The sequence below is a fragment of the Bacillus methanolicus PB1 genome (genome assembly GCF_000262755.1).
GTDB lineage: Bacteria > Bacillota > Bacilli > Bacillales > Cytobacillaceae > Bacillus_Z > Bacillus_Z methanolicus.
In genome coordinates, this window is record NZ_AFEU01000002.1 from 250456 (window position 1) to 263212 (window position 12757).

The 12757-nt window shown below is 43.3% G+C and carries 7 protein-coding genes; all 7 read right to left on the minus strand.

The genetic code is table 11. From position 1 onward, the window contains the following. Positions 1–391: 391 nt before the first annotated feature. Entirely contained in the window at positions 392–1579 is a 1188-nt protein-coding gene (tuf, locus tag PB1_RS06350; RefSeq protein WP_003351429.1) for an elongation factor Tu, read from the minus strand. A gap of 130 nt (positions 1580–1709) precedes the next feature. Further along, a complete protein-coding gene (gene fusA, locus PB1_RS06355) occupies positions 1710–3788 on the minus strand; it encodes an elongation factor G (protein ID WP_003351430.1) in 2079 nt (692 codons plus the stop codon). A 50-nt stretch (positions 3789–3838) separates the two neighbouring features. Beyond that, the gene (rpsG, locus tag PB1_RS06360; protein WP_003351431.1) at positions 3839–4309 is read right to left on the minus strand and encodes a 30S ribosomal protein S7; all 471 of its coding nucleotides are present in this window, start codon (positions 4307–4309) and stop codon (positions 3839–3841) included. 39 nt (positions 4310–4348) lie between these two features. Continuing rightward, positions 4349–4771, minus strand: coding sequence for a 30S ribosomal protein S12 (rpsL, locus tag PB1_RS06365; protein ID WP_003351432.1), 423 nt, complete (start codon positions 4769–4771; stop codon positions 4349–4351). 103 nt (positions 4772–4874) lie between these two features. After that, positions 4875–5123 carry a 50S ribosomal protein L7ae-like protein gene (locus PB1_RS06370; RefSeq protein ID WP_003351433.1) on the minus strand — a complete coding sequence of 83 codons (249 nt, stop codon included), beginning with the start codon at positions 5121–5123 and terminating at the stop codon, positions 4875–4877. Between the two features lie 182 nt (positions 5124–5305). Further along, the gene (rpoC, locus tag PB1_RS06375) at positions 5306–8905 is read right to left on the minus strand and encodes a DNA-directed RNA polymerase subunit beta' (RefSeq protein ID WP_003351434.1); all 3600 of its coding nucleotides are present in this window, start codon (positions 8903–8905) and stop codon (positions 5306–5308) included. 163 nt (positions 8906–9068) lie between these two features. Continuing rightward, positions 9069–12629, minus strand: coding sequence for a DNA-directed RNA polymerase subunit beta (gene rpoB / locus PB1_RS06380; protein ID WP_003351436.1), 3561 nt, complete (start codon positions 12627–12629; stop codon positions 9069–9071). Positions 12630–12757 lie beyond the last annotated feature (128 nt).

Here is a 12757-nt window from a genome sequence, read left to right on the forward strand (position 1 = left end):
ATTTTAAAATAGACATTCTCCATGGAAATTTCCCACACACTCGCCATGGCAAAGCGGCCGGGTGTGTCAGCAACCTTCCACTTCATCGCAGTCAAAGACCAACGCTGTCTATTATACTAAAAACATAAAGTGAACGCAAGATTTTCTTAAAATATCTTTATGAATCACACACCCTATCAATTATAGCGACCCAATATTCCTTTTTCAATAAGAACTTTCTTCTGCTGAATGACGATTTTTATTAAATTAAAAAAGAGGCTGTCTCAAAACCCTAAGGGTCAGACCCCATAACACAATATATAGGACATAATGTTGCATAAATGTGCTATATATTGATAAATGTACATGGGGTCAGACCCTTATGAGACAGCCTCTTTCAACTATTTTTCTATTACTCAACAATAGTGGAAACTACGCCGGCGCCTACTGTACGTCCACCTTCACGAATTGAGAATTTAGTTCCTTCTTCGATTGCAATTGGAGCGATAAGTTCAACGTTCATTTCAACGTTGTCGCCAGGCATAACCATTTCAACGCCTTCTGGAAGAGTAATGATTCCAGTTACGTCAGTTGTACGGAAGTAGAACTGAGGGCGGTAGTTAGAGAAGAATGGTGTATGACGGCCACCTTCTTCTTTTGATAATACGTAAACTTCAGCTTTGAATTTTGTGTGCGGAGTGATTGAACCTGGTTTTGCCAATACTTGTCCGCGTTGTACTTCCTCACGAGCGATACCGCGAAGAAGAGCACCGATGTTGTCACCGGCTTCTGCGTAGTCAAGAAGTTTGCGGAACATTTCTACACCTGTTACAGTAGTAGATTTTGGCTCTTCTGTTAAGCCGATGATTTCAACAACGTCACCAACTTTAACTTGTCCGCGTTCTACACGTCCAGTAGCAACTGTACCACGGCCAGTGATAGAGAATACGTCTTCAACTGGCATCATGAATGGTTTGTCAGTTTCACGTTCTGGAGTTGGGATGTACTCATCAACAGCGTTCATAAGCTCAACGATTTTTTCTTCCCAAGCAGGGTCGCCTTCAAGAGCTTTAAGAGCAGAACCTTTGATTACTGGCACATCGTCGCCAGGGAATTCGTACTCAGAAAGAAGGTCGCGTACTTCCATTTCTACTAGTTCAAGAAGTTCTTCGTCGTCTACCATGTCGCATTTGTTTAAAAATACAACAAGGTATGGCACACCTACTTGGCGAGAAAGAAGGATATGCTCACGAGTTTGCGGCATTGGACCGTCAGCAGCAGATACAACAAGGATAGCGCCGTCCATTTGTGCAGCACCAGTGATCATGTTTTTAACGTAGTCGGCGTGTCCTGGGCAGTCTACGTGTGCATAGTGACGGTTTTCAGTTTCATACTCTACGTGTGCAGTTGAAATTGTGATACCGCGTTCACGCTCTTCTGGAGCAGCATCAATTTGATCATATGCACGAGCTTCTGCTTTACCAGATTTAGCAAGTACTGTAGTAATTGCAGCTGTTAAAGTAGTTTTACCATGGTCAACGTGACCAATTGTACCAACGTTCACGTGTGGCTTAGAACGGTCGAATTTAGCTTTTGCCATTAGGAAAATCCTCCTTCGGTTATAAAAAATTTAATTTTAAGTATATAAATGGGCTGCGAAAGAGGCTGCCCTAATTCGCAGCAACCAAGCTTACATAAGTAGTTATACTTGATTAAAAGACTAAAATCAATTATTCGCCTTTATTTTTTTTGATGATTTCATCAGCAATTGATTTTGGCACTTCTTCGTAGTGATCAAAATGCATTGTGAAAACTCCGCGTCCTTGTGTACTGGAACGAAGTGCAGTAGCATAGCCAAACATTTCTGAAAGTGGAACCATTGCACGGACTACTTGAGCGTTTCCGCGCGCTTCCATACCTTCTACACGGCCGCGGCGGGCAGTAATGCCTCCCATGATATCTCCCATGTATTCTTCAGGAATAACTACTTCTACTCTCATTATTGGTTCGAGAAGTACAGGATCACATTTTGCTGCCGCGTTTTTAAGTGCCAAAGAAGCAGCAATTTTGAACGCCATTTCACTGGAGTCAACATCATGGTATGATCCGTCGAATAGTTTTGCTTTAATGTCAACCATTGGATAGCCTGCAAGTACACCTTTTTCAAGAGCGTCTTCCAGTCCTGCTTGTACTGCAGGGATGTATTCACGCGGAACCACACCGCCAACGATTGCGTTTTCAAATTCAAATCCTTTTCCTTCTTCATTTGGAGAGAATTCGATCCAAACGTGTCCGTATTGTCCGCGTCCACCAGATTGACGGGCAAATTTACCTTCAACTTGCGCACTTTTACGGAAAGTTTCTCGGTAGGCTACCTGAGGCGCACCTACATTCGCTTCAACTTTGAATTCACGGCGCATACGATCAACAATGATGTCTAAGTGAAGCTCACCCATTCCAGCGATAATTGTCTGTCCCGTTTCAGGATCTGTGTGCGCTCTGAAAGTCGGATCCTCTTCTTGAAGCTTTTGTAAAGCAGTCGACATTTTATCTTGGTCTGCTTTTGACTTAGGCTCCACAGAAAGCTGGATTACCGGTTCAGGGAACTGCATAGATTCTAAAATTACAGAGTTCTTATCATCACAAAGCGTGTCACCAGTAGTTGTATCTTTCAATCCTACTGCAGCAGCGATGTCCCCTGCATAAACCATTGAAATCTCTTCGCGGTGGTTCGCATGCATTTGCAGAATTCGTCCGATACGTTCGCGTTTTCCTTTTGTAGAGTTTTGTACATAAGATCCAGAGCTTAATGTACCAGAATAAACGCGGAAAAATGTTAATTTACCAACATACGGGTCGCTCATAACTTTGAATGCAAGAGCAGCAAATGGCTCATCGTCGCTTGAAGGACGTGTTACTTCTTCCTCTGTATCAGGATTAATACCTTTGATTGCAGGTATATCTACTGGTGATGGAAGATAGTCAATTACTGCATCAAGCATTTTTTGAACACCTTTGTTCTTAAATGCGGATCCGCAAAGAACAGGATAGAATTCAACATTGATTGTTCCTTTTCGGATAGCAGCTTTTAGCTCTTCATTTGTAATCTCTTCTCCGCCAAGGTATTTTTCCATTAGCTCTTCATCAAGCTCTGCTACCGCTTCAATTAGTTTTTCACGGTATTTCTCAGCTTGAGCTTTGTATTCTTCAGGAATTTCACGAACAGTTATGTCTGTTCCAAGGTCATTGGCGTAGAAAGTCGCATTCATTTCTACGAGGTCGATAATTCCCTCAAATTGGTCTTCAGCACCGATTGGCAGCTGAATCGGATGAGCATTTGCCTGAAGGCGATCATGAAGAGTTTTAACGGAATATAAGAAATCCGCTCCTATTTTATCCATTTTGTTAACAAATACAATACGCGGTACTCCATAAGTTGTCGCCTGGCGCCAAACTGTTTCAGTCTGAGGCTCAACTCCGGATTGGGCATCAAGGACCGTAACCGCACCATCAAGTACGCGAAGAGAACGCTCAACTTCAACCGTGAAGTCTACGTGTCCCGGTGTATCGATGATGTTAACTCGGTGGTTTTTCCATTGAGCAGTTGTCGCTGCGGAAGTAATTGTTATACCACGCTCTTGCTCTTGTTCCATCCAGTCCATTTGAGCCGCACCTTCATGAGTTTCGCCGATCTTATGGATTTTACCGGTATAGTAAAGGATACGCTCGGTAGTTGTTGTTTTACCGGCATCAATATGGGCCATGATGCCGATATTTCGAGTCTTTTCTAAGGAGAACTCTCTTGCCATTGGGTTTTTCTCCTTCCTTATATGAGTGTGTTTTATAATTGAAGGTTACATTACCAACGATAATGAGCAAACGCTCTGTTTGCTTCGGCCATTTTGTGTGTATCTTCACGTTTTTTAACAGATGCTCCAGTGTTGTTTGCTGCATCAAGAATTTCGTTTGCTAAACGCTCTTCCATTGTTTTTTCTCCGCGTAGACGAGCGTAGTTTACTAACCAGCGAAGTCCAAGAGTTGTACGGCGGTCAGGACGCACCTCAACTGGAACTTGGTAGTTGGCGCCACCCACACGGCGTGCTCTTACTTCTAATACTGGCATGATGTTTTTAAGTGCTTGTTCAAACACTTCCATCGGATCTTTTCCAGTACGTTCGCGGATAATATCAAATGCTGAGTAAAGAATTGTCTGTGCTTTGCCTCTTTTACCGTCAATCATCATTTTATTGATTAGACGAGTAACCAACTTGGAATTGTAAATCGGATCTGGCAATACATCTCTTTTTGCTACTGGTCCTTTACGTGGCATGTATTTTCCCCCTTTCAACAAATCTATTTTCAATTAAAATTATTTTTTGGCTGCCTTAGGTTTCTTAGTACCATATTTTGAACGGCCTTGCATACGGTTGTTAACACCAGCCGTGTCAAGTGCACCGCGTACGATATGGTAACGCACCCCCGGCAAGTCTTTTACACGTCCGCCGCGGATAAGAACAACACTGTGTTCTTGCAGATTGTGACCGATACCAGGAATGTATGCTGTTACCTCGATTCCGTTTGTTAAACGAACACGAGCATATTTACGAAGCGCTGAGTTCGGTTTTTTCGGAGTCATTGTACCAACACGCGTACATACTCCGCGTTTTTGTGGTGAATATACGTTTGTTTGCACCTTTTTAAAGCTGTTGTATCCTTTGTTAAGTGCAGGTGATTTTGATTTTTCTGCTATTGATTTGCGAGGCTTGCGCACTAATTGGTTAATTGTAGGCATGTATTTTTCCTCCCTTCACATTTTCATTTAAGCCCACACATCCAGGTGGTTCATTTTTCTACAAAAACAAAGTTCTTGCAGTTTTCGCCTGCAAAAACAGTTTTTAACGGATAATTGCTACAGTGGCAGCTCCAACTTCAATCCCGCATGCTTTCCCGAGTTTTTTCATTGAGTCAACGCAGGTTACCGGGACATTCATTTCCTTTGCGGCATCGACAGCCTTTGCCGTCAGGTTAGGGTCAGCATCATTAGCAATCACAAGTTCCAATACGATCCCTGATTTAAGAGCTTTCACCGCTTGCTTTGTTCCTACAATAATGTTTCTTGCCTGTAATACTTTTTCATAAGACATATAATATATCCTCCAAAGTAACAGGTAATTGAAGCACCTTTGCTATATTATCATCTCAAAATAGCGATGTCAATACCAATGAAAAAAATTATACCGGCGCCTCGCTGTTTCGTAAATCTTTATTAAAAATACGGTACTTGCATGTTGTTTTCGCAAGCAAGTACCGCATTTATACAGAACGTCTACTCAATCGTAACTTGAGCTTCTGCAGTTTCATCCTTTAAGATTGGCTTTGCTTTACGATAACGTTGCATTCCTGTACCTGCAGGAACTAACTTGCCGATAATAACATTTTCTTTCAAGCCAAGTAATTCATCGCGTTTGCCTTTGATTGCCGCATCTGTAAGAACTCTTGTAGTTTCCTGGAAGGATGCTGCTGACAAGAACGAATCTGTTTCCAAGGATGCTTTCGTAATACCCAGCAGTACAGGGCGGCCGGTTGCCGGAAGCTTTCCTTCAAGCAGTGCTTTTTCGTTGGCATCCCTAAATTGATGTATATCAAGCAGAGTACCCGGCAATACATCTGTTTCACCGGCATCGATCACACGCACTTTTCGAAGCATTTGTCTAACCATAACTTCAATGTGCTTGTCGCCGATTTCAACCCCTTGCATACGATATACCTTTTGAACTTCGCGAAGCAAGTATTCCTGTACGGCAGACACATCTTTTACTTTTAGCAATTCTTTCGGATCGATCGAACCTTCGGTTAACTCCTGGCCTCGCTCAACACGATCATTTACATCTACTTTTAGGCGCGCTGTATATGGTGCTGTGTATGTGCGTGTTTCCACTTCGCCCTGGATAACGATTTCGTGCTGGCGGTCACGTCCTTCGTTTATTCCAACTACGACGCCGTCAATTTCAGAAATAACAGCTTGACCTTTCGGGTTGCGCGCTTCAAACAACTCTTGGATACGAGGTAAACCTTGAGTAATATCGTCTCCTGCAACTCCGCCTGTATGAAACGTACGCATCGTTAACTGTGTACCCGGCTCACCGATTGATTGAGCAGCAATGATTCCGACTGCTTCGCCTACTTCCACTTCCTGGCCGGTAGCTAAGTTGCGGCCATAACATTTTTTACATACACCGTGTCTTGTGTTGCATGTAAAGGCTGAACGAATCCATACTTCTTCTATGTTTGCTTGGACAATTTCATTTGCCAGATCTTCCGTAATTAATCCGTTCTCAGGTACAATAACCTCGTTAGTTTCCGGATGTCTTACCGCTTTTCTTGCATATCGCCCGATTAAGCGCTCCTCAAGCGATTCGATCACTTCTGTTCCATCCGTTAAAGCTCTTACTAATAATCCCCGGTCTGTGCCGCAATCGTCTTCACGAACAATTACATCCTGCGCCACATCAACAAGACGGCGTGTCAAATAGCCGGAATCTGCTGTTTTAAGAGCCGTATCTGCAAGACCTTTTCGGGCGCCGTGTGTAGATATGAAATATTCTAATACGGTTAAACCTTCACGGAAGCTAGCTTTAATCGGCAATTCAATAATCCGTCCTGCCGGGTTTGCCATTAGTCCGCGCATACCGGCTAACTGCGTAAAGTTCGACGCGTTTCCGCGGGCACCGGAATCACTCATCATGAAGATTGGATTCATTCTATCCAATGATTTCATAAGTTTTGCTTGAATGGTGTCTTTTGCAGCACTCCAAATCGAGATTACGCGGTCGTAACGCTCGTCTTCCGTGATTAAACCGCGTCTGAATTGCTTTAACACATTTTCGACTTTTTTTTCGGCTTCATCGATGATTTGCTTCTTTTCGCCCAATACGACGATGTCAGCAACACCGACCGTAATACCTGCTTTAGTTGAATATTTAAATCCAAGGTCTTTCATGCGGTCAAGCATTTTAGAAGTTTCAGTGATCTTGTACCGTTTAAATACTTCCGCAATGATATTTCCGAGGATTTTCTTTTTAAAAGGTTCAACCAGCGGCATTTCTTTGATCAATGCCTTTACATCCGTTCCCGGATCTACAAAGTATTTCTCAGGTGTTTTTTCCTCGAGATTTGTTTTTGTAGGTTCGTTAATGTAAGGGAATGATGCAGGTAAAATTTCATTAAAGATTAGTTTACCAACTGTTGTTATAAGCAATTTTTTATTTTGTTCTTCCTTAAATGTCGGATTGTTTAATGAACCGGCATGAATGGCAATGCGTGTGTGCAAATGAACATGGCCGTTTTGATAGGCAAGCAGTGCTTCATTTGTATCTTTGAAGACCATTCCTTCGCCTTCTGCACTTTCTCTTTCCAATGTCAAGTAATAGTTCCCTAATACCATGTCTTGAGAAGGTGTAACGACCGGTTTACCATCTTTAGGATTTAAAATATTTTGTGCAGCGAGCATTAATAACCGTGCTTCTGCTTGAGCTTCAGCTGATAGCGGCACGTGTACAGCCATTTGGTCTCCGTCAAAGTCTGCATTATAAGCAGTACATACGAGCGGATGCAAACGGATGGCCCGGCCTTCTACGAGCGTTGGCTCAAACGCCTGAATTCCAAGTCTGTGCAGCGTTGGAGCACGGTTTAGAAGAACAGGGTGTTCTTTAATAACTTCTTCTAAAACATCCCACACCTCAGGCTGGACTCTTTCAATTTTTCGTTTGGCTGATTTAATATTGTGGGCTAAACCTTTCTCAACAAGCTCCTTCATCACAAATGGCTTGAATAGTTCAAGCGCCATTTCTTTCGGAAGTCCGCATTGGTACATTTTAAGGTTTGGGCCTACTACGATAACAGAACGGCCTGAATAGTCTACACGCTTCCCAAGCAAGTTTTGGCGGAAACGGCCTTGTTTCCCTTTAAGCATGTGGGAAAGAGATTTCAATGGACGGTTTCCTGGTCCGGTTACAGGACGGCCGCGGCGTCCATTGTCTATTAAAGCGTCAACCGCTTCTTGAAGCATACGTTTTTCGTTCTGGACAATTATGCTTGGAGCTCCAAGATCCAATAATCGTTTTAAACGATTGTTCCGGTTAATAACCCGTCTGTACAAATCGTTAAGATCTGAAGTCGCAAAACGTCCTCCGTCCAGCTGAACCATAGGACGAAGCTCCGGAGGAATAACCGGAAGAACATCAAGAATCATCCAGGACGGTTCATTTCCGGAATTACGGAATGCTTCAAGCACCTCAAGGCGTTTAATTGCACGAGTGCGGCGCTGTCCTTGAGCAGTTCTTAGTTCTTCTTTTAAGATCTCAGCTTCTTTTTCAAGATCAATATCCTGCAGAAGTTTTTTTATCGCTTCCGCACCCATTGAAGCCTGGAATTTATTTCCGTACTTTTCGCGGTATGCGCGGTATTCTTTTTCTGATAAAAGCTGCTTCTTTTCTAATGGAGTGTCACCAGGTTCAGTAACGACATAAGAAGCAAAATAAATAACTTCTTCAAGAGCACGCGGGGACATATCAAGTACAAGTCCCATTCGGCTCGGAATCCCTTTAAAGTACCAGATATGGGATACCGGTGCAGCTAATTCAATATGCCCCATGCGTTCACGGCGTACTTTTGCACGAGTAACTTCAACGCCGCATCGATCACAGACAACACCTTTGTAGCGGACTCTTTTGTATTTTCCGCAATGGCATTCCCAATCTTTTTGAGGGCCGAAGATACGTTCACAGAAAAGACCGTCTTTTTCTTGTTTTAAAGTACGATAGTTGATCGTTTCAGGTTTTTTTACTTCACCATATGACCAAGAACGGATTTTATCAGGTGAAGCGAGACCTATTTTCATATACTCAAAATTGTTCACATCTAGCAAGGGGCCTACCTCCCTTTTGATCTACAGGTTTTACCCTTATTGCTTCATTGTCCAGCCGGCATGCCCAGTCCCTTGGCGGTCCCTTTGAAAAAAAACAGCATCTTTCTCAAGGGCGCGCCTTATTCAGGGACTGGAAGCGGCACTTTGAATATCTTTTTTGATGTTATTCTTTTGTACCTACTTTTTCTGATTCGGATTTTTCAAGCTCCGGTGCAATCGTAAAAGATTCGGCCTGTTGAAGTTCTTCTTCATCTTCCAGGTCGCGCATTTCAATCTCTTCTTCATCACTTGAAAGGATTTTGACATCCATACCTAAGCTTTGAAGCTCTTTGATTAATACTTTGAATGATTCAGGAACTCCAGGCTCCGGTACATTTTCACCTTTCACAATTGCTTCATACGTTTTTACGCGCCCGACAACATCGTCCGATTTAACGGTAAGAATTTCTTGGAGTGTATAGGCAGCTCCGTATGCTTCAAGCGCCCAAACCTCCATCTCCCCGAAACGCTGTCCGCCGAATTGTGCTTTTCCACCAAGCGGCTGCTGTGTAACAAGCGAGTATGGCCCGGTTGAACGAGCATGAAGTTTATCGTCAACCATGTGAGCTAATTTGATCATATACATGACACCAACGGAGACGCGGTTATCAAATGGCTCTCCAGTCCGTCCGTCATATAAAACGGTCTTCGCATCAGGGGCCATTCCTGCTTCCTTGATTGTCGACCAGACATCTTCTTCATTCGCACCGTCAAATACCGGCGAAGCAACGTGAATTCCAAGCGCTCTCGCAGCCATGCCAAGATGGAGTTCAAACACTTGACCGATGTTCATGCGCGATGGAACTCCCAATGGATTTAACATTATATCGACAGGTGTTCCATCCGGAAGGAAAGGCATATCTTCTTCAGGAAGAATGCGGGAAATAACACCTTTGTTACCGTGGCGTCCCGCCATTTTATCTCCTTCAGAGATTTTACGTTTTTGGACGATATATACGCGAACAAGCTGGTTTACACCTGGAGGAAGTTCATCTCCGTCTTCACGGTTAAAGACTTTAACATCTAAGACGATTCCGCCGCCGCCATGAGGCACTCTCAACGATGTATCGCGGACCTCACGAGCTTTTTCACCGAAGATCGCATGTAAAAGACGCTCTTCTGCAGTTAGTTCTGTAACCCCTTTTGGCGTTACTTTTCCAACAAGAAGGTCTCCATCTTTTACTTCTGCTCCGATGCGGACAATACCTCGCTCATCAAGGTTGCGGAGGGCATCTTCCCCAACGTTTGGAATATCACGCGTAATTTCCTCAGGACCAAGCTTAGTATCACGAGATTCTGATTCATATTCTTCAATATGAATAGAAGTATAGACATCGTCTTTTACAAGACGCTCACTCATGATAATTGCGTCCTCGTAGTTGTAACCGTCCCATGTCATAAATGCTACAAGTACATTTCGGCCAAGAGCCAGTTCGCCTTTCTCCATTGAAGGGCCATCTGCTAAAATTTCCCCTTTAACAACACGGTCTCCGACTTTGACAATCGGACGCTGATTATAGCAAGTTCCTTGGTTGGATCGAACAAACTTTAACAATTTGTATTTGTCTAAGTCGCCTTTAACTTCTTGGCCATCAACTTCTTTAACGCGGCGCACCCAAATTTCGCGGGCTTCTACATGTTCTACGATTCCATCGTGTTTACATATAACAGCTGCCCCGGAATCTTTTGCAGATACATATTCCATACCAGTACCAACGATCGGCGCTTCAGGCTGCATTAACGGCACTGCCTGACGCTGCATGTTTGCACCCATTAGCGCACGGTTTGAGTCGTCGTTTTCAAGGAATGGAATACATGCTGTTGCAGCTGAAACAACCTGTTTTGGCGATACATCCATATAATCGACACGGTCGCGCTTGACGACTGTGTTTTCTCCGCGGAAACGAGCCACAACTTCCTCATCAAGGAAGGAACCGTCTTCTCCAAGGCGGGCATTTGCCTGGGCAACCACATAGTTATCTTCTTCATCAGCCGTTAAATAATCAATCTGGTTGGTTACTTTTCCGGTTTCCGGATCAACACGGCGGTACGGAGTTTCGATAAAACCAAAACGGTTCACCTTTGCATATGTTGACAAGGAGTTGATCAAACCAATGTTCGGACCTTCAGGTGTTTCAATCGGACACATGCGGCCATAGTGGGAATAGTGAACATCCCGAACCTCAAAGCCAGCGCGTTCACGAGTTAAACCGCCAGGCCCTAACGCAGAAAGACGGCGTTTATGCGTTAATTCTGCAAGCGGGTTTGTCTGGTCCATAAACTGGGACAACTGGGAGCTTCCGAAAAATTCTTTAATAGAAGCGATAACTGGACGAATGTTTATCAGTTGCTGCGGCGTAATCGTCGCAGTATCTTGAATCGACATTCTTTCGCGGACAACGCGCTCCATCCGCGACAACCCTATTCTAAATTGGTTTTGAAGCAGCTCTCCAACAGAACGGAGGCGTCTGTTTCCTAAATGGTCAATATCATCAGTATCTCCAACACCATGCAGCAAATTAAAGAAATAACTGATGGACGAGATAATATCTGCAGGAGTGATATTTTTAATGTGTTCTTCTACATACGCATTACCGATTACATTGATTACTTTCTCGCCTTCTTCATTCGGGGCATATATTTTTATAGTTTGAAGATGAATGTCTTCTTCAACAACGCCTCCTGCAGGGCTGAAAGTCGCAAAACCAATGTTTTTTTCAAGATTTGGAATGATTCTGTCTAATGTACGACGGTCTAGAGTCGTCCCTTTTTCAGCAATAATTTCGCCTGTTTCAGGGTCTACCAACGTCTCAGCAAGAGTCTGGCCGAAAAGACGGTTTTTAATATGAAGCTTCTTATTAATCTTATAACGGCCAACGCTCGCTAAATCATAACGCTTTGGATCAAAAAATCTGGAAATTAACAAATTTTTAGCGTTTTCTACTGTCGGCGGTTCGCCCGGACGAAGCCGCTCATAAATTTCTAACAGCGCCTTTTCAGTACTTTCTGTATTGTCCTTTTCCAGAGTATTACGGATATATTCGTTATCTCCAATCAAATCAATGATTTCTTGATCAGAGCCAAATCCGAGAGCACGCAAAAGCACCGTAACAGGAAGTTTCCTCGTACGATCAATTCTTACATACACGACATCTTTGGCATCGGTTTCATATTCCAGCCAAGCGCCGCGGTTCGGGATTACGGTTGCAGTAAAACCCTTCTTCCCGTTCTTATCAACCTTCTCGCTATAATATACACTCGGGGAACGTACAAGCTGAGATACAATAACACGTTCTGCTCCGTTAATAACGAACGTTCCGGTATCCGTCATTAAAGGGAAGTCTCCCATAAAAACATCCTGGTCTTTTACTTCGCCGGTTTCTTTGTTGACGAGACGGACTTTCACACGCAGAGGCGCTGAATATGTAACATCCCGTTCCTTTGATTCTTCTACGGAATACTTCGGCTCGCTAAGACTGTAATCAATAAACTCAAGCGACAAGTTACCAGTAAAATCCTCAATCGGTGAAATGTCTTGGAACATTTCACGCAAACCTTCATCAAGAAACCATTGATACGAAGAGGTTTGGATTTCAATGAGATTTGGTAATTCTAGTACTTCACTGATTTTTGCATAACTTCTTCGCTGGCGGTGTCGTCCATACTGAACTAGTTGACCTGTCAACTGATTCACCCCTCAAATCAAGCGTAATAATTGCATCTATTTACGTCTTATCCAGGACAAGCCTGTCATAAGACAAAAAAGAAAAAGGGTTTTTTATTAAAAACCACATTTTCACAATACGAACTATT

Bases quoted from the DNA above. Each gene is read 5' to 3' on its own strand.
- rpsL (WP_003351432.1), bottom strand. From the start codon at position 4,771: ATGCCTACAATTAACCAATTAGTGCGCAAGCCTCGCAAATCAATAGCA.
- tuf (WP_003351429.1), bottom strand. From the start codon at position 1,579: ATGGCAAAAGCTAAATTCGACCGTTCTAAGCCACACGTGAACGTTGGT.
- rpsG (WP_003351431.1), bottom strand. From the start codon at position 4,309: ATGCCACGTAAAGGACCAGTAGCAAAAAGAGATGTATTGCCAGATCCG.
- PB1_RS06370 (WP_003351433.1), bottom strand. From the start codon at position 5,123: ATGTCTTATGAAAAAGTATTACAGGCAAGAAACATTATTGTAGGAACA.
- fusA (WP_003351430.1), bottom strand. From the start codon at position 3,788: ATGGCAAGAGAGTTCTCCTTAGAAAAGACTCGAAATATCGGCATCATG.